The 17,706-nt window shown below is 52.4% G+C and carries 16 protein-coding genes and 1 tRNA gene; 10 read left to right on the top strand and 7 right to left on the bottom strand.

The window, feature by feature from the left end; genetic code table 11:
- The first annotated feature begins 17 nt into the window (after positions 1 to 17).
- The 4 genes from PKY88_12000 to PKY88_11985 are packed head-to-tail and all read left to right on the top strand — an operon-like array spanning position 18 to position 5,781.
- Positions 18 to 743, top strand: a complete 726-nt coding sequence (locus PKY88_12000) for a prepilin-type N-terminal cleavage/methylation domain-containing protein (GenBank protein ID HOQ05922.1) — start codon at positions 18 to 20, stop codon at positions 741 to 743.
- A 9-nt stretch (positions 744 to 752) separates the two neighbouring features.
- The gene (locus PKY88_11995; protein HOQ05921.1) at positions 753 to 1,646 is read left to right on the top strand and encodes a prepilin-type N-terminal cleavage/methylation domain-containing protein; all 894 of its coding nucleotides are present in this window, start codon (positions 753 to 755) and stop codon (positions 1,644 to 1,646) included.
- Positions 1,647 to 1,662: 16 nt separating this feature from the next.
- Positions 1,663 to 2,742: a hypothetical protein gene (locus PKY88_11990; protein HOQ05920.1), complete on the top strand. Its 1,080-nt coding sequence runs from the start codon at positions 1,663 to 1,665 to the stop codon at positions 2,740 to 2,742.
- A gap of 33 nt (positions 2,743 to 2,775) precedes the next feature.
- The gene (locus PKY88_11985; GenBank protein ID HOQ05919.1) at positions 2,776 to 5,781 is read left to right on the top strand and encodes a hypothetical protein; all 3,006 of its coding nucleotides are present in this window, start codon (positions 2,776 to 2,778) and stop codon (positions 5,779 to 5,781) included.
- 6 nt (positions 5,782 to 5,787) lie between these two features.
- Here the strand turns inward: PKY88_11985 and PKY88_11980 are convergent, their stop codons facing one another.
- Genes PKY88_11980 through PKY88_11965 form a run of 4 tightly spaced genes read right to left on the bottom strand, consistent with a single transcriptional unit; the run spans position 5,788 to position 9,004 of the window.
- Positions 5,788 to 6,513 carry a 4Fe-4S binding protein gene (locus tag PKY88_11980; protein ID HOQ05918.1) on the bottom strand — a complete coding sequence of 242 codons (726 nt, stop codon included), beginning with the start codon at positions 6,511 to 6,513 and terminating at the stop codon, positions 5,788 to 5,790.
- Between the two features lie 14 nt (positions 6,514 to 6,527).
- Positions 6,528 to 8,177, bottom strand: coding sequence for a hydroxylamine reductase (hcp, locus tag PKY88_11975; protein ID HOQ05917.1), 1,650 nt, complete (start codon positions 8,175 to 8,177; stop codon positions 6,528 to 6,530).
- A gap of 44 nt (positions 8,178 to 8,221) precedes the next feature.
- Complete coding sequence (locus PKY88_11970) at positions 8,222 to 8,572, bottom strand: cupin domain-containing protein (protein ID HOQ05916.1); 351 nt, start codon at positions 8,570 to 8,572, stop codon at positions 8,222 to 8,224.
- Between the two features lie 3 nt (positions 8,573 to 8,575).
- Entirely contained in the window at positions 8,576 to 9,004 is a 429-nt protein-coding gene (locus tag PKY88_11965; GenBank protein ID HOQ05915.1) for an Rrf2 family transcriptional regulator, read from the bottom strand.
- Between the two features lie 318 nt (positions 9,005 to 9,322).
- On the opposite strand from PKY88_11965, the gene PKY88_11960 reads away from it, so the two are divergent.
- From PKY88_11960 to PKY88_11950, 3 genes are all read left to right on the top strand, one after another.
- On the top strand, positions 9,323 to 9,559 hold the full coding sequence (locus tag PKY88_11960) for a hypothetical protein (protein ID HOQ05914.1): 237 nt from the start codon (positions 9,323 to 9,325) through the stop codon (positions 9,557 to 9,559).
- Between the two features lie 111 nt (positions 9,560 to 9,670).
- Entirely contained in the window at positions 9,671 to 10,402 is a 732-nt protein-coding gene (locus tag PKY88_11955; GenBank protein ID HOQ05913.1) for an RsmE family RNA methyltransferase, read from the top strand.
- A gap of 106 nt (positions 10,403 to 10,508) precedes the next feature.
- Positions 10,509 to 11,273, top strand: a complete 765-nt coding sequence (locus PKY88_11950) for a DUF438 domain-containing protein (GenBank protein ID HOQ05912.1) — start codon at positions 10,509 to 10,511, stop codon at positions 11,271 to 11,273.
- A 23-nt stretch (positions 11,274 to 11,296) separates the two neighbouring features.
- On the opposite strand, the gene PKY88_11945 is transcribed toward PKY88_11950, so the two are convergent.
- Positions 11,297 to 13,111 (bottom strand): homoserine O-acetyltransferase, encoded by a 1,815-nt coding sequence (locus tag PKY88_11945; GenBank protein HOQ05911.1) that lies wholly within the window; start codon positions 13,109 to 13,111, stop codon positions 11,297 to 11,299.
- A gap of 169 nt (positions 13,112 to 13,280) precedes the next feature.
- Between PKY88_11945 and PKY88_11940 the strand changes: the two genes are divergently transcribed.
- From PKY88_11940 to PKY88_11930, 3 genes are all read left to right on the top strand, one after another.
- Positions 13,281 to 13,354, top strand: a tRNA-Arg gene (locus PKY88_11940).
- Positions 13,355 to 13,402: 48 nt separating this feature from the next.
- Positions 13,403 to 14,395, top strand: coding sequence for a phosphate acetyltransferase (gene pta, locus PKY88_11935; protein HOQ05910.1), 993 nt, complete (start codon positions 13,403 to 13,405; stop codon positions 14,393 to 14,395).
- Between the two features lie 17 nt (positions 14,396 to 14,412).
- On the top strand, positions 14,413 to 14,796 hold the full coding sequence (locus PKY88_11930; protein ID HOQ05909.1) for a DNA polymerase ligase N-terminal domain-containing protein: 384 nt from the start codon (positions 14,413 to 14,415) through the stop codon (positions 14,794 to 14,796).
- Here PKY88_11930 and PKY88_11925 read toward each other — a convergent pair whose 3' ends face one another.
- Both PKY88_11925 and glmM read right to left on the bottom strand, forming a co-directional pair.
- A complete protein-coding gene (locus PKY88_11925) occupies positions 14,797 to 15,708 on the bottom strand; it encodes a cation diffusion facilitator family transporter (GenBank protein ID HOQ05908.1) in 912 nt (303 codons plus the stop codon).
- Positions 15,705 to 17,087 carry a phosphoglucosamine mutase gene (gene glmM / locus PKY88_11920; GenBank protein ID HOQ05907.1) on the bottom strand — a complete coding sequence of 461 codons (1,383 nt, stop codon included), beginning with the start codon at positions 17,085 to 17,087 and terminating at the stop codon, positions 15,705 to 15,707. The genes PKY88_11925 and glmM overlap by 4 nt, the downstream gene beginning before the upstream one ends.
- Positions 17,088 to 17,706: the final 619 nt, after the last annotated feature.

The raw sequence follows: 17,706 nt of genomic DNA, 5'->3' as shown, positions 1-17,706 counted from the left end.
GAAGGCCTCCTGAAAGAATGAATCGCAAGATTCGAAAAAATGGGTTGACGCTGACGGAACTGGTCGTCGTGATTGCGGTGGCGGCCGTTCTGCTGGGGATTTCCGTGCCGGCGGTCAAGAAGGTGATTGAATCGTTTGACCAGTCCGCCGGTCCGCGTTCGCTCATTGACGCCGCCCTGACCGGTGCCCGGGCTCTGGCGGCTGCTCACAGCGCCCCGGCAGGGATTCGGTTTCAGCGGGACCGCAAGGGCGATTTCTATATGATTTTTATTGTTCATAAAGATGTATCGAGTACCTATGCGACGGAGTTTGTCGCCGTTCCAAACCGCAAGCCGATTAAGCTGCCTGCCTCAGTCGGAGTTCTCGCCGGAACGGTTCAGTCGGATGCGGATTTGAATGACACAAATTTGTTGAATGCCCAGACTTTCTCGATTGTCTTTTCGGAGCAGGGACAGCTGATTCAGTTTCCGGTGAGGGTTCTGAATCGGGATGGTGTGAATGACGACAGCAGCCGCGACCCGATTTTTAACACCAGGGCCAACGTGGACAGCGGGACTGCCGGGATGTTTTATCAGGATGCCGGACCGGGCGGCCTGAATGAAGAGGACAGTATCGGCTCTTTTTATATTTACGACCCCAAACGATTTGCAGAGATTCCGGCCAATCAGCGATTTACCGGTTATATTCACAGTCTTCCGAAAGAGTTTGTCAACCCGCATACTGGGCAGCTGATTGGGCGGTAAGGAAAACCAATGAGTCATTTTAGGAACCAAAACGGGTTTTCGCTGACGGAGGTGCTGCTGGCAACAGGCATCCTGGCGATCGGTTTTGTGCTGATTGCAACGATTTTTCCGGCTGGGATTAAGCTGACGGCGATGGCAGCGGAAAAGACGCTGGCGCCTGCCATGGCCGAGGAAGCCCGGGCGGCGGTCCGGCTGTATGATATAGATGCGGACAAGCTGCCGAATTCCGGCGAGGTTCGGTCAGTTCTGTTTTCGGCAGAGTATTTATCGGATAAAAGTTTAAAGTATTTTTTCCGCCGCCTGATATATCCAAACCCCTTTAATCCTGAAGTAAATCCGCTGCCTGCGGAAGGAACTCAGCCGTATGAGAATCTTATGGCGGAGGTAAACCGACAAATAGCATCCGATTCGATGTATCCTTCTCTGCCGAAGGAGTATTTTGCTCACAATCCGGCACAGAATCAGCGGTACTGCTGGGCGGTTTTGTGCCGCAAAGACACGACCGTTTCGAAGGGGTATCAAATCCGCATTTTTCTGTGCCGATGGAGAAAAGAGCTGCGCTATTACGGTTTTGACTATGACGAATCTGCCGGCGTTTTCACGCAGAAGGAAAAAGAACGCCCGATGCCGCTGCCTGTTCGAATCAATGCCGTATACGGGCGCTCTGAGGTGACGATTGAATCGAATCAGTTGGTTTATCCGCAGGAAATTTGCCGGCAGTTTTTTCCGGAAGGGGCCTGGGTTGTGGAGGACCGGAATGGACATATCTATCAGGTTATCAAACGGGAGGGAACAACTTTACTTTTGAACCGAAACTGGCTGAGCGGCAGCGGTCAAAGTATTCTCTGGGTTGTACCGCCGGCTGTAGATTCAAGTCGGAACCCTTGTATGGAGGTGCTGTAAGGCCCCATCGAAGCGTATGAACCGGAACGGAAAACAACCTGCTTTTACCATTGTAGAACTGCTGGTGGCGATGACGCTGGTGGTTGTAATGCTGGCTGTTTCAGGGGTTGTCTTCCGGCATTCGGTGCAGGCCTATCGAGCGGCCTCGGCTACAGCGGAGATTATGCAGAAGTATCAGGCCATTACACACCAGTTAAAAACCGACCTGGCCGGTCTGCAGAAGGATGCTGAATTTGCTTTGGTCTGGGCGCCTTCTCCGCATCTTAAATCTGATGGTTCCGTTCTTGATGAAAACGGCGATGGTGTTCCGGACCGCTATCTTAGTTTTGACCGGATGTATTTTTTTGCAGTCGGCTCCTTTCAATCTTATGACCCGCAGCCCGCAGAGGGAGGAGTCCTTGTTCACTCCAATTTGGCTCGTATTTGCTACAGTTTTGGACGAGAGACGGACGGACGGCGGGCTTCTCAGCAGCCGGACCCGCGAAAGCGTCTTTTCTGCCGCACTCAGCATCTGCTCACTTCCGATTCGAGTCTGCCGGTGTTTCCGGATTTTTCAGCGGGCTGGAATGAGGCGACATTTGAGAATCTGAATTTTTCACTCGAGTACCAGACAATGTCTCTGGAGGATTGGCTTGGTTTAGATTTTACGGCTTATAAGAGAGAGATTTTGGCTAAGGTGCTCGATTTGCGTGTGGCAGACAGTTCTTCCCGGGAGGGCGGTCCGCGAATCGATTTTTCCACTCCGCAAACGACCGCCAATACCATTCACATGCTTTTGTGCAAGGGGGTCGGCCAGTTTCATGTGCAGATTTGGGAGCCGGGTTATATGCGATGGTGGCCTGAAATTGATCCGAATTATGACGGCAATTACAGCGATGCAGACACACAGCGATGGGATGGTACGGCCAACGGTTATACGCTCACGAGCGGCCGAATTGATACAGAAAACCTGAAGGGGTATTACTTTAATCGGAATCCGTCAGAGTTCGAGACACAAATCGGCTCGGTTTTGAAGTTTACGTTTACCCTGTATGACTCCAAAGGGGTTTTTCCGGAGGGAAAGACCTTTACTTATCTTGTCGATCTGAAACCGTAGCGACAGGGAACCTCTGCATCAAGAGAGGGCTGTATGAGGAATACAAGACGAAACAAACCGTTGAATCGGCAGCGCGGCTCAGCGCTGATTCTGGTGGTGGTGGCGGCGGTTCTGCTTTCGCTGGTGGGCATTATGTTCCTGATGATTTCGCGGGTGGGGGATATTCTGGGGACAGCCGCCCGTCAGGAACATCAGATGGACCAGGCTGTGCGGATGGTGCTTGACAAAATAGAACTGGTGCTTTTGCAGGATTTGTTCGGATACAATTTGAACAGCGGGCTCTGTGACGGGAAGGGACTTACGAACGAACCGTATGATGCCCCGGGGGCAGCGGACTCGTGGCTGGCCTCGCTGGAACCGGTGCGAATCAGCGATAACGGCACAACGGATGACCCGACGGATGATTTGTACCGCTGGCCGTATCTGTCCAGTCTGTGGCCGGCGCCGAATGTCTGGGATCGGATTTTACGGGAAGGGACCGGACAGCTTGACCCGCAGAACAATCCTCAATTCTGGGGGGCGATTGTGCCGGATTATCCGAACCTGACAGATGTTTTCTGGGCCCCGGCGGATGCCGACGGGGACGGGGTGGCCGACAGTCTCTGGGTGCCTGCGATGGAAACTCCGAGCGGGGAGCGAATCTATGCAGCTGTGCGGATCATCGACAACTGTGCGATGCTGAATCTGAACACGGCCCACCTGACCCGAAAAGCGACTCCATGGACCGGACAGGGACGCTGGCTTTCAGAGGCGGATTATGAGGCGTTTCTGCGGGGAGATGACCGGGCGATGCCTCCTGTGATTCGACAGGCCAGAATGGCCAATCCTTCCGTAATCGTGACAGCAGAAAACTATCACAAGGAAGCCATCCTGAATATTGAGAATCCCGGCTCTGCTTACACCCTTTTTGATATCGGCGATGAGGTGGAGATACGCAATCGGTTTCTGCTGACCAGCAAGGCCGTAGCCCGTTTTGAGCGGGAAATGAATCTGTCTGTAATGCCTCCTGTTTTCGGGATGTATCAAACCTTTGACTTTGGGCGCGGGGAGTTTGTCGGCGGCTGGAATGTCGCCCTGCGGGTCAAGCGGATACCGGTGGATTCTGCGGAGGATTTTCGGGTTTGGAAGCTGCGGATGAATCCGGAAAACTTTGATGATACAGGTCCGTGGACCGCCAATCCGCATAACTACAGTTATTATTACGACCGCCGGCATGTGTGCACGTTTGTCAGTTTTGACCGTAATCTGCGCTGGGGCGGCGAGCCGCATTTTGTCGGCTGGTCCGAGAGCGAACTGAGCACTTTCGGCAGAGTCTACCGCAAAATCTTTATGCCCGCCGACGGATATGCTGTAAGCGTCAGGGCGGATATTTTGAGCAATACGCTTCAAGCCCGCCGCAATATCCTGCATCTGCTCTATGTGTTTCGAGGATATTATCTGTCTCAGGGAGAATCGCTTCAAACCGCTGCCCGCAAGGCCGCTCAAATCGTCGCCAATATGATTGATTATCTGGATGACGGTACGGTGAGCACCACAGGGCCCTTTGGAACGGCCTGGACGGACCCGGATACGTCTGCTGTGACCCCGGCACAGGTCAACAGCAATCCGACTTTTCTTAACCGGGCCGTTATCAAGCGGCTGATTCTGGAGGTCAGCACCGAACTGAATGCGCAGGATTCGTCGATTCCGATTGTTAACATTGATGCGGTTGCAGATGGCAAACGGATTTTTGAAAAACTGGATTTCGGCCTGAGCGAAACGGATGTGATTTACGGCTATGAACGCCAGCCGTTTGTCTCCGAGCTGTTTGTAGTTCGGGATAACAGCAACAATCCGACGGAGGCGGCCCTTGAACTGCTGAATCCGTATGATTCTCCGATTTCATTGAACGGCTGGCGGATTGTGTTTCGGCAGCGGAGCGGAACTCCCGTTGAGTTTACGATTCCGGACACGCCGAGCCGAGCGATTCCATCCGGTACGCCGAATTTGCCCGGTCGGTTTGTCATACGTTCCGCAAATGCAAGTCCTGTGGATGTAGTCTTTACAGGTTTTGGTCTGGGAATGATGCTGACGGATGCCAACAGCATCGATGTGCAGCGGCCCTGTCCGGATAATCCCGCAAGATTTCTCACGGTTGACCGGATTCCTCGAGCCCAAATCGAACTTGTGCTGACCGATAATCCGGCAGATGGTCTTCCGACTCTCCACGTGCTCAAACGGCAGGATACCGGATGGAAGTTTACGAATGCCTCCGCGGCCGTTCATCAGCGGGCTGTTCCGCCTTCCCCAAGCCCGGCTACGCTCGGGGCGGCCAACGGGGTTACGGTGGACAAAGACGGCTGGCAGATGCCGGTTGCGGATTTTCCGTCTCTCTCAGCGGAGCGGACGTTTTTTACGCTCGGCGATTTTCAAAAGGTGCTGTTTGTCGGCAACCAGAGCGGCAGCGACCCCAATACGGTTACGACGGCCGTTGCCCGGGCGTCTTCTGAGGGAGATATTCGCTATGATATTGTCAAGGACCCGGACCTGCTGGGCTTTATCTGTTTTCTGAATCGGGAAAAGGGGTCTCTGCCGGGTCGAATCAATATCAATACAGCCCCCAGACCGGTTTTGGCGGCGGCGATTCCGGGGATTTTGACGCACAGTTCGGGAACCATCAATCTGGTTGATCCGAATCCGGCCACCTCGCAGGTTGTGGAGGATTATGCCGATTTGATCATCCAGAATCGGCCTTATGCTCACCTCGGAGAGATGCTCTCAAGGATTCCGGCGATGAGAGTCTATGCCCAGCAGGAAGGGCTGGATGTGGTTGGGGACCGTTCAATTCGCGGGGATTTGGAGGAGCGAGATTTAATTCTCTCGCATCTGTCCAATATTTTTACAACCCGCAGCGATGTCTTTACGGCCTATATTGTTGTCCGCATCGGGCAAAGCGGCCCGCAGCGGCGTGTGCTGGCGATTTTTGACCGCAGTCAGATCTGGGCACCGGGAGACCGCCCGCGGCTGCTGGCCGTCAAGACCGTGCCGAATCCGCATTAAGCCGCCTTAAGCCGGATGTGTCTTGCGCTGAATGATTTGTCCGTTCAGCGAGATAGTAATCTCTTCAAACGGCATTGCTTTTCCGCTGTCGGCAACGGCCGTCCGGGCGATTTGGGTCAGGCCGCTGCAGCAGGGGACTTCCATCCGAACAACCGTCAGAGAGCGGATGTCATTGAGCCGCAGGATTTGGCTGACCTTTTCGACATAATATTGCCGGTCGTCCAGTTTCGGGCACCCCACGGCAATGGTATGTCCTTTCAGCAGCGAAGGATGGAAATCTCCCATCGCAAAGGGGACACAATCCGCCACGAGCATCAGGTCGGCCTGCGCGAAATACGGCGCCGTCGGGGACAGAAGCTTCAGCTGCACCGGCCATTGGCCCAGTTGAGAAGGGATTTCACTGTCGCCGGTGCCGACAACAGTTTCCTGCGGTTTTCGCTGCATCATTTTCATCCCCGGGCAGCCGGAAAAAGGTTTTTCGGATGCGGCTTTCAGCCGATTTACGTGTTCGTGGGCCGCTTTCTCGTCGAATGCCGCCGCCCGGCGCTGCTCGATGGTAATGGCGCCCCGGGGGCAGTGTCCCAGACACGCCCCCAGGCCGTCACAGTACGTTTCACTGACCAGTTTGGCCTTGCCGTTGATGATTTGGATGGCCCCTTCGGCGCAGGCCTTGACACACAGGCCGCAGCCGTCGCATTTTTCTTCATCAATTACGACGATATTCCGAAGCATTGGAATCCTCTTTTTCAGCCCAGGATTTCCGCCAGGTCTTTTTGCGGGGTGGAAATCGGGGCGATGTTGAACTGTTCCACAAGCACTTTCAGCACGTTCGGTCCGACAAAGGCCGGCAGGGAGGGCCCCAGCTTCATATTCCTGATGCCCAAATGCAGCAGGGTCAGCAGGATGCAGACGGCCTTCTGTTCGTACCAGCTGAGAATCAGCGAAAGAGGCAGATCGTTCACACCGCAGCCGAAGGCGTTAGCCAGGGCGACGGCAATCTGAATCGCGGAGTAGGCGTCGTTGCATTGTCCCACATCCAGGAGCCGCGGGATGCCGCCGATATTGCCGAAATCGAGCATATTGAAGCGGTATTTGCCGCAGGCCAGCGTGAGGATGACGCAGTCTTTCGGGACGGCCTGAGCCAATTCGGTGTAGTAATTGCGTCCGGGCTTGGCACCGTCGCAGCCGCCGATGAGGAAGAAATGCCGGATTTTGCCGGCTTTGACGGCTTCGATGACCTGGCCGGCCACGCTCATAACGGCATTACGGGCAAACCCGATGGTGATGCGTTTTTCCGGGGCATCCTGCGTGAATCCGGGAGCGGCCAGGGCAGCCTGAATGACGGGGGTAAAGTCTTTATCCGGACCGATATGCCGCACCTCGGGCCACGCCACCAGCCCCGTTGTGAAGATGCGGTCCTTGTAGGTATCTTTCGGACGCTGGATGCAGTTGGTCGTCATCAGAATTGCCCCTGGGAAAGCGTCAAATTCCTTGTGCTGATTCTGCCAGGCGGTTCCATAGTTGCCGACCAGATGGTTGTATTTTTTCAGACCCGGATAGGCCAGGCACGGCAGCATTTCCCCGTGCGTATAAACATGGATGCCCTTGCCCTCCGTCTGCTTGAGCAGCAGTTCCAAATCCCGCAGGTCATGTCCGGAAACGAGGATGGCCTTGCCTTTGACCGGAGAGATGCGAATTGAGGTCGGCTCGGGATGTCCATAGGTTCCCGTATTGGCCTGATCGAGCATTTCCATCACTTTCAGATTGACCTGGCCGACCTTAAGGGCCATTCCAACCAAAGCATTGACCTCCTGAGCTTGATCGCTTGTCAAAAAATCCAAGGCTTCATGAAAAAAGGCATAGACGCCGCTGTCTTCAACGCCGAGAATCATAGCGTGGTCGGCATAAGCGGCCATCCCCTTCAAGCCGTACAGAATCAGTTCCTGAAGTCCTGCCGCATCGGGCCCGCAGGCTTCCAGTCGGTTGGCAATACCGACAGCTTGTGCTTCCTGAAGCATCTCCTGACGATTGGAGGGGGCCCGCCAGGCAGCCGGTCCGGACAAAGGTTCGGGCTTTTTGCCGGTTTTCCTGCAGGCCTCTTCATAGAGTCGGCGGGCCTGGATGAGGATTTTGTCCGCCTGCTGAACCAGCTCTTCCAGCCGCTGGGGATCAAAGTTGACATTCGTTACCGTACTGAAAAGGGCTTCCACAACGAATCGGTCGATTTCTTTGCTTCGAAGACCGAGCTGTCCGGCACGATGCGCATAATTGGCGATACCCTTGGCGGCATAAACGAGAAGGTCCTGAAGGTCGGCTGTCTCCGGAGTTTTGCCGCACACACCCATTTTGGTGCACCCTGTTCCGCCGGCTGTTTGTTCACACTGATAACAGAACATTTGTATCTCCTTTCCTGCAATTGAGTTGGGTTATTCCATTTTTTTTATTTTTGACGAATCATCGTCAAAAGCATTTTGAAGGCGGTTTTCGCGTGAACCGCGTGGGAGATTCCGGCAGGCATAATCACAATCTGGCCTTTTTCGGCGGGTACTGTTTGTCCGCCGATGGTTAATTCCGCCGTTCCATCGATAATCTGAACCACGGCGTCATAGGGGGAGGTGTGTTCACTCAACCGCTGCCCTTTGTCGAAGGCAAAGAGGGTCAGCGATCCGACGGGCTTGTCCAGCAGGATTTTGCTGACAATAGAATCGCAAGCATATTGAACCAGGTCATTGAGAGAAACGGCCCGAGCCTTGATTTCTTCCAGAATTTTGACGCTGCCGTCAGTGGTCATTGTTTATTCTCCTGTTTGATTCAATCCTTTGTCCTGAATTTCCTCGAGAGTCGTAGTTTTCAGGGAAAACAGAATGTCCTCGTGGATTTTTCCGAGTTTTTTTCGAAGAGGGCATCGTTCTTTCAGCGGGCAATGGAAGCGGTTGAAGAAACACCGATTCATATGAATGGGGCCCTGGATTGCTTCAATCACCTCCAGAAAGGTAATCTGACTGGGTGGACGAGCTAATGTATATCCCCCTTTAGGTCCCATAATGGACGTGGTAATTTTACAATCTTGAAGCTTTTGCAATAGTTTACAGGTAATCGGATAGGGAATATGCAGTACATCGGAAAGATGCCTTGCTGAAAGAACCCTCTGCCGGTTTGGATCATTTACTAACTCCGACAGGATGCGAAGGGCATAATCGGTGTTTCTTTTAATTATATCCATTTTATGTCTGTTTGTTCCTTTTTTATATAGGACTATTATAGTTCTACTTAAAAAGAATGCAAATGTTTTTCAGAAAAAATGTAAAAAAAGATATTTTGAAACATTTACTTATAGGAAACCGTCTTGTATAATGTCGGCTGCTCTTTGAAAGGATAATACAAGAAGCGGTCGAAAATCATATTTATACGATTCAATAATTATATCTTGATTGAAGTTTTTTATTATCCTTGATGTGTATTGTTATTGAAAGTTTGAGTTTTTTCTCAAACGCATAAGAATTAGGAAGCTGATTGTATTATCCTGAAAGGAGATACAGCTTTGATTAACTTCTCGTGTACAAAGTGCGGCCATGCTTACAGCGTACCGGATGAGTATGCCGGAAAAAAAGTGCGCTGCAAGCAATGTCAGACTGTCAACACCATTCCGGCTGCGGCGGTATCATCATCCGCCGGGGCAAAGAAGGATTGTGCAGACAGCATTGCGGCCTATAACAATTTGCTGAATGAGCTGCTCCGATACGAGAAACAGGCCCCAAAGGTTGAAATTGAATCCTAAACGGTTTAACGGCTGAAAAGGGCGGCGGAACCGTTTAGGTTTCGGGCTGTTTTTTTATCTGCATTTCACTGTTTTTACCATCTTTTTTAGTCTATCATTGAGGTAAGGTTTGTGCGGATACCCCGTTTTTTTTGTCCGGATTTGTCATCTTCAATGGTGTTGCTGGACCCTTCGGAATCGCATCACTTGGCACATGTTCTGCGGCTTGAGACGGGCGAAACTGTGGAACTTTTCGACGGAAGGGGTCGTCTGGCTTTTGCCCGAGTTTCTTCTATTCACAAAGACAAGGTTTCGCTCGTAGTAAATGAAATTCGTTCTTTTCCTCCGCCGGCAAGGAAAATAGTTCTGGCGGTCAGTATGCCCAAAACCAATCGTTTTGATTTTCTTGTCGAAAAATGTACAGAATTGGGAGTCGATCATATCATAGCAGTGGCCTACGAGCGAACAGTTAAAATAGGCAAGGAGTCAGCGATGGCCCGTTATGAGAAGATTGCGGTCTCAGCCGCTAAGCAATCCGGAAGAGTTTTTCTGCCGCGATTGAGCGGACCGTGGCCCCTTCCTAAGGCGATAGAACAAATCCACATAGAATATCCTCAATCCGCCTGGATTTATGGAGAACCTTCTTGTGAACCATCGTCCCAAAAGGGTTTGAAAAAAGCTGAGGACCTGTTTAGCGGCAAGGATATAGTCTGTCTGATAGGACCGGAGGGGGGGGTTACGGAAGACGAAAAGAAGACCTTACAATCGATGGGGGCATCCAGCATTCAAATCAATCCCAACGTTCTCAGAATTGAGACGGCGGCCATCGCCTTTGGGGCGATTCTGTCTTTTCTTCGAGGGTAGTCCCTTTTCCATCTATCGTTGGATTCGTCAGCCCTTTTTTAGAACCTCTCTGTTCTGTTTCTTCGTATATACCAGAGGGGTGTCTATAAAATGAAAGAGACCTATTATGAAGGCCTCAAAAAAAGATATCTCGTCCAAACTGGCGGGTTTGCTGATTCAAATCCATGAAGGCAAGAATCGTCCCTTGATTCGGCGTCAGGCTTCACAGCTGCTCAGCCGCATTCGGCCTAATGATATTGCCAAAGCCGAACATCGTCTTCTGAAAAGCGGTTTTTCTGCTGAACAGGTTCAGCAGCTTTGTACAGCGTTTGTTCTGATGGGCATAATGGAAACGGGCAAAGCAGATCTCGTGCGGCGCTTGCCGGACAACCATATTCTGCGCAAAGTGGCGGCTGAACATGATCTATTTCGCTGTTTTTTGGCGGATTTGGAAGAGGTTGCTGCAGAAATTGACCGACAGCCCTCGCTTTCCGCCGCCAGTCCGGAGTTGATGCGGCTTTCGCACATTCTTGAGCATCTTCAGGGGATGGCCGAGCACATCGCCAGAGAGGATGATGTGATTTTCCCCATGCTTAAAAAACAGGGATGGGAATCTCTCTGCCGTTCTATTGAAAAAGAGCATCTGTATCTTCAGATTACGATTGAAGACCTGCTCAAGCTGAGAATGGCTTTTCAGAATATATCGTTTGGGGTTTTCAAGAATCAGCTGACTTCATTGGTACGCTATATCGGCCCGGCCATGCGGGAGCATTTATTCCGGGAGGAGTATGTTCTGTTTGCCCTTGCTCTGGCGGCGGCACAGGATCCTTCCCTGTGGGAGGCTATGAAAACGGTCTGCCGTGAGATTGACTACTGTGGGTTCCATGTGTAAACCGACTTAAGTCAGTTGATTTCTCACGTCTGGTATTTGCTCAGAACATAAACGGCCTGTGCAGCCAGCAGATTCGGCCAAATCCGAAGCGGAGCTGCTATGTTTCGCCGAAGCGGAATCCGTTTTTCAATCTGAATGCCCCGTTCGGTACAGAAACGGTCAAAGTCTTTCATCGAAAGAAAGTGAATGTTGGGGGAATTGTACCAGCGGTAGGGAAGCTGCCGTGTCTGCGGTGCTTGTCCCTTGAAAAAGAGCTGGAAGCGGCATCGCCAGTGAGCAAAGTTCGGGAAACTGACAATGACTTTTTTGGCGATGCGCAGAAGCCGTCGGAGAACCTTTTCCGGATCCCGCAGGGTTTGAATGGTCTGGGATAAAATCGCATAGTCAAAACTGTCCGCCGGGTACTCTTCCAGTCCCTTCTCAATATCCCGATGAATGACGGAGAGCCCCCGCTGGATGCAGTGAATCACCAAATCCTGATCGATTTCTACTCCCTGGCCGATTACCTTTTTGTCCTCCATAAGCCGAACCAGCAGTTCCCCGTCACCGCAGCCGAGGTCCAGCACTCGGCTGCCGGGTTCAATCAGGGAGTCAATCAGTTCATAATCGATGCGGGCTCGCTTGGCATGCTCCGATGAATGTTTTTTTTCTGCTGAAGAGGTTAGGATGCTTGGGACTAAAGACTGTCCTGTCCGAATCTGCTGGAGGGTAGAATACAAGAATCCGGAAATTAAAGCTCCCAGTTCCTGCACTTCAAGCAGAAACGCATCATGACCGTAGGGGGAATGAATATTGCAATAGGTCACATCCTTTTTTTCGGCCCCAAGGGCATGGACAATTTCCTCCGACTGCTCCGGGGGGAACAGCCAGTCGCTGCTGAAGCTGACAATGCAGTATCGGCAGGATGTGTTTCGAAATGCCTGCTGAAGCGTGCCGTATTCGCGGACCAGGTCGAAATAGTCCATCGCTTTGGTAATGTACAGATAACTATTGGCGTCGAACCGCTCTGTAAATGCCTGTCCCTGATAATCCAGATAGGTTTCAACGGCAAATTCCGAATGAAAATCATAACTGTATTCGTCTTTTTTCTGAAGTTGACGGCCGAATTTCGCCCGCATCGATTGTTCAGACAAATAGGTGATGTGTCCAATCATTCGGGCAATTGCCAATCCTTGGTCCGGAGAACGTTCCTCTGTGTATTGTCCCTCACAGAAATTGGGGTCGGCCAAAATCGCATTTCGTCCGACGGCATCAAATGCAATGGCCTGGGCGTTCAGACGGGTCGTGCTGGCAATGCAGACGGCGGAACGAACCTTTTCCGGATACGCCGCGGCCCACTGAAGAACCTGCATCCCGCCCATCGAGCCCCCGATGACGGCCAGAAGCTGTTCAATACCCAATGCATCCAGGAGCAGTTTTTGTACAAGCACCATATCCCGGATGGTGATAATCGGGAATTGCAGCCCATAAGGTTTCCCCGTGGCGGGATTGAAGGAGGAAGGCCCTGTTGTACCTTTACAGCCGCCTAAGACATTGGAGCAGATGACGAAATAGCGGGTTGTGTCGATTGGTTTTCCGGGGCCGACCATACAGTCCCACCAGCCGGGCTTTCGGTCATCAGGACTGTGGTAGCCGGCTACGTGGGCATCGCCGCTGAGGGCATGACAAATCAAGATGACGTTGTCTTTATTTTCGGACAAAGTCCCATAGGTTTCGTAGGCCACGTCGATCGGGCCCAGGGTTTTCCCGCACTGCAGGGTCAGGGGCGCATCGGCCTGGACCACGCGGATGTACTGGGTTTTTACAATTCCAACAGAGTTTTTTAAGTCTTTTTCCATGGCGGACTTATTATAACCTGTGTTTTTTGTTTAGCAAGGAGTTGCGGCCGAAAACCGGCCGACGTTCATCGAGATTGAAAAAGGGAATTTTACTTGAAAAAACATAGGGCTTCCGGTAGAGTACCATCAAAAGAAAACGCCGGGTGGAAGGGGGCCTGAAAAAATTGATGCGCCTGTAGCTCAACTGGATAGAGCGTCGGTCTACGGAACCGAAGGTTAGGGGTTCGAGTCCCTTCAGGCGTAGTTCGTTTTTACGATAAAATCCCTTCTTTTCTTGAAAGAATCCTGATTATGAGCTTTCTGGAAAAAATTCTTTATCAGGCGTCACAGCGTCAGAAAACTATTGTTTTGGCGGAAGGTTCGGACAAGCGGGTTTTAGAGGCGGCTAAGATTCTTACTGACAAAAAAATAGCCCGCATTATCGTTTTGGGGGAGACTGACCAGGTCTACAGGGATTTGAAGGCCCTGGGGGCTAAAACGGATGAAATCCGAGTTATCGACCCCAAAACGTCAGATGAACATCAGCGGTATGCCCAGTGTCTTTATGAAATCCGCAAGTCTAAAGGGCTTACTATGGAGGATGCAGAAAAACTGGTCGAGGATAATATCTACTTTGGAACACTGATGGTCAAAAATGGAGACGCAGACGGTCTGGTCGGCGGGGCGATTCATGCCTCTGCCGATATGATACGGCCTGCTTTGCAGATTATTCGTCCTGCAGAGGGATTTAAGACCATCTCGAGCGTCTTTTTTATGTGCCGCGGGGAGGAAATCTACCTGTTTGCGGATTGCGGTTTGGTCGAGTACCCGACAACGGCCCAATTGTCTGACATTGCGGTTTCGACCGCGATTACAGCGATGCAGTTCGGGATTGAGCCGAAAATTGCGATGCTGTCTTATTCAACAAAGGGTTCCGCCAAGTCTGAAGGGGCGATGAAGGTGGCAATGGCCGCCGAGAGAACGCGGGAAAAGGTCGGACATCTTTTCGGATACGGCGGGAAAGTTATTGTTGATGGGGAACTTCAGTTTGATGCGGCGTTTGTTCCGGAGGTCGCCGCGTTAAAATGTCCGGACAGTCCGCTGAAGGGCCGGGCGAATGTGTTTATTTTCCCCAATCTGGAGGCAGGCAATATTTGCTACAAGGCCGTTCAGCGGCTGGGCAATTTTGAGGCCTACGGCCCGATTCTGCAGGGGCTGGCGCGTCCGGTCAATGACCTGTCCCGCGGCTGTGTGCCGGAGGATATTGTTGGCACAGCGGCGATTACAGCCCTTCAGGCGCAGTAAAGGAGCGATGCTGCAGGATGCCTTGTGAACCTTCCGAGCGGGAAAGACAGTTTGTGATTCACAAGCATATCACGCCGGCAGGGATTCATTGGGATTGGATGCTCGAAGAGGGCGGAACGCTGCAGACGTGGAGGGTGAGTTGTCCGCCGCAGGAAATAGGGCAGGAGCTGCTCCGGTCGGACAAGATTGACGACCATGACTTCCGCTTTCTGACTTATGAAGGGCCGGTGCAGCAAAACACGGCAAGGGTGCAGCGGGAAGACCGAGGGCGGCTGACCGTTTTGAGAAGGACCGACTCCCACATCCTTTTCCGCCTGGAAGGAGAGGTTTTAACAGGTTGTTTTGCTTTCTGCCGGAAGGGGAACGAGTGGTTCCTCTGCCGAGTGCCCCCAACAGAATGATTATCGCCGCAGTTCCGGCAGGTCCGGTTCGACGTGCACAATGACGTTGACCGGCCGCGGAAGCCGGTTGTGAAGGGAAACCTCTAATTCGTGCGAAATAGCATGGGCTTCCGTGATGGTCAGCTGCGGATCCACAAGAATATGCACATCCAAAAAGATTTCCCGCCCCACACGCCGGGTTCGGAGCTGATGCCATTGGGCGATCCGGGGCTGTTCGGTGAGGATGGTCTTGATTTGTCCGAGGGTCTGCTGATCGGCGGCTTGCTCACTGAATTCGTTCAGGCAGTCGGTAAAGATGCGAACGGCAACAAAAATAATCATCAGGCCGACGACAATCGCCGCCAGGTGGTCTCCGTACGGATAGTTCAGAAAGCGGACGCAGGCGGCTCCGACGAGTACGGCCACCGAGCTGAAGGCATCACTGCGATGATGCCAGGCATTGGCATAGAGCGTGGTGCTGTGGCAGCGAATCGCCGTGCGGCGGGTAATCTGATAGAGCCATTCTTTGGAAATGATGGACAGGGCTGCAATCCAAAGGACGGCCAAAGGCATAAAGGATGCGGGATGTTCCGAAGCCGACAGCCGGGCGATTTCGACGGCGGCTTTGTAAATCATTCCTCCGCCGACAAGTCCCAAGACCAAGGCGATTACGGCGGTGCTGAAGGTTTCCAGCCGGCCGTGGCCGAATGGGTGAGTCGAATCCGGCTCTTTTGTGCCCCAATGAATTCCTACCAAAACAGCCAGGTCGGTCAGCAGGTCGGAAAGTGAATGAACGGCGTCCGCCACCAAACCGATGGAGCCGGCCCAAAAGCCGACAACGGCCTTAAGGAGGGACAGGAAGAGGTTCAGCCACAGCCCTATAAGCGTGATGCGGCGAATCTGCGGATTATCAGCGGACAGGTTCGAATTCATCGTTTTAAAACCTTTTGACAAATGGATTCAATTTTTCGGCCCAGGTCGGCGGATGCTTCGGCGGTACGCGTTTCAAAGATGATACGGACGATCGGTTCGGTGTTGCTGGTGCGGATATGGAGCCAGCCGTCCGGCAGGTCGAGCCGACAGCCGTCTCGAGTGTCTGTTTTGGCCTGTGGGAAGGCGGAACAAGCGGCCTGAATCAGGGCCTGTGCCTGTTTGGCATTGGCGGCGTATTTGAGCTTAACCATTTCGTAACGGCCGATTTCCTGCGTCAATTGCCGGACGGACTTTCCGGTTTGGGCCATCAGCTGGAGGGTTAAGGCCATCGCAACCAAACTGTCGCGAATGGGGCCGATCCGCAGGTCGATGACGCCGCCGTTGCCTTCGCCGCCGATGATGCACTGGTGCTCCAGCATGGTATTGGCTACGTGGGCTTCGCCGACGGGGGTGCGAAGGACAGTCCCGCCGAAGCGGGCGGCGATGTCGTCTATCATTCTGGATGTGGACAGGTTGGCGGCGGCTTTTCCGCCCGGCTGTTCAGAGAAACGCAGCAGGGCGGCAAAGGCGAGGGTGTATTCTTCTCCGATGTACGTTCCCTGCTCATCCACGATGGCCAGCCGGTCGGCATCCGGGTCCTGAGCGAAGCCCAAATCGGCGCCGGTTTGCCGAACTTTTTCGCACAAGTCTGTCAAATTTTCCTGCGTCGGCTCGGGTTTGTGGGCAAATCGTCCGGACGGTTCGAGGTTGATTCCAACGATGCGGCAGCCGAGTTCTTCGAGGAGTTTTTGAGCTTCCGGGCCGCCGGCTCCGTTGATGCTGTCCAGAACGACATTGTATTTGCGCCGTCGAATCTGGTCGGGGTTGACAATGGAGAGGACCTTGTCCACGTGGACCTGAACGGTCTGGGTATTGGAGGAAATGATGCCGCAGCGGACAGCATCGACGTAACGGACTTTCTTCTCGACAAAGCGTTGGCGAATCTGTTCGGCCAGCGGTTTCGGCGGGGCAATTCCGTTGTCCAGCAGAAGTTTGATGCCGTTGTATTCGATGGGGTTGTGGCTGGCGGTGATGACGGCTCCGCCCTGACATCCGAGATGACGGACCATCAGGCCTGCTGCAGGGGTCGAACAGATTCCCAAATCGATGACGTCCGCGCCGGCACTGCAGAGGCCGGACGCTGCGGCGGCGGCAAACATTGCACCACTGATGCGGGAGTCCCTTCCTAAAGCAACGACGGGTTTACCGACAGCGCGGCCCCACTGCTCATTGAGGAATGTCCCGAAGGCTGCGCCGTACAACGCGGCCGTTTCCGGAAAGAAGTTCTCTCCAACCAGGCCCCGCAATCCGCTGATGCTGATAATCAATTCCTGCTTCATAATCTTTGTTCTCAGAAGATGACAGATTCCGTTTTGAGAGTTTGAAATCCATATTTTATTCAATTTTTGGACGGTTGGAAACGGCTTTGTTAGAAAAAAAGACAAACGGACACTCTCCCTCGATTTTGGACCGGAGTGGAGAGTTTTTTTACCGCGGATTATATTGGACTATAGGACCACGAATTTGAAAAATGAAGAATTACGAATTAAGAATGAAGAAAGAACGGGCGGAGGATTTCTTTCAACCGACCGACTTTGGAATTGGGGGAATCCAGTTCAATGTGGACGCGGTTTTTTAAAAAAACGGCGGCGGTTCCTCTACTCACATTATGTTCAATAAGTCTTTGAAAAGAAGGAGGTTAGAAGGATGTCCCGGATGAAGGGAACAGGAAACTCGAAAAAAATAAAAGAAATTTTTTGAGTATCCCTTGACAAAAAGACAAGAATGTACGATAATAGCAACCGGTTGCTTTGAATAGATTGTTGTTGTTGGAAAGAAAAGGGGGCCGTTACTCTTTGGCAAAGGGGTATGGAAATGAGACAAAAGAGGATAAGACGAAAAGCATTCACCCTGATTGAGCTGCTGGTGGTGATAGCGATTATTGCCCTTCTGCTGTCG

Source organism: Anaerohalosphaeraceae bacterium (assembly GCA_035378985.1).
Taxonomy (GTDB): domain Bacteria; phylum Planctomycetota; class Phycisphaerae; order Sedimentisphaerales; family Anaerohalosphaeraceae; genus JAHDQI01.
This window is presented reverse-complemented; position numbering and strand designations above follow the sequence as displayed.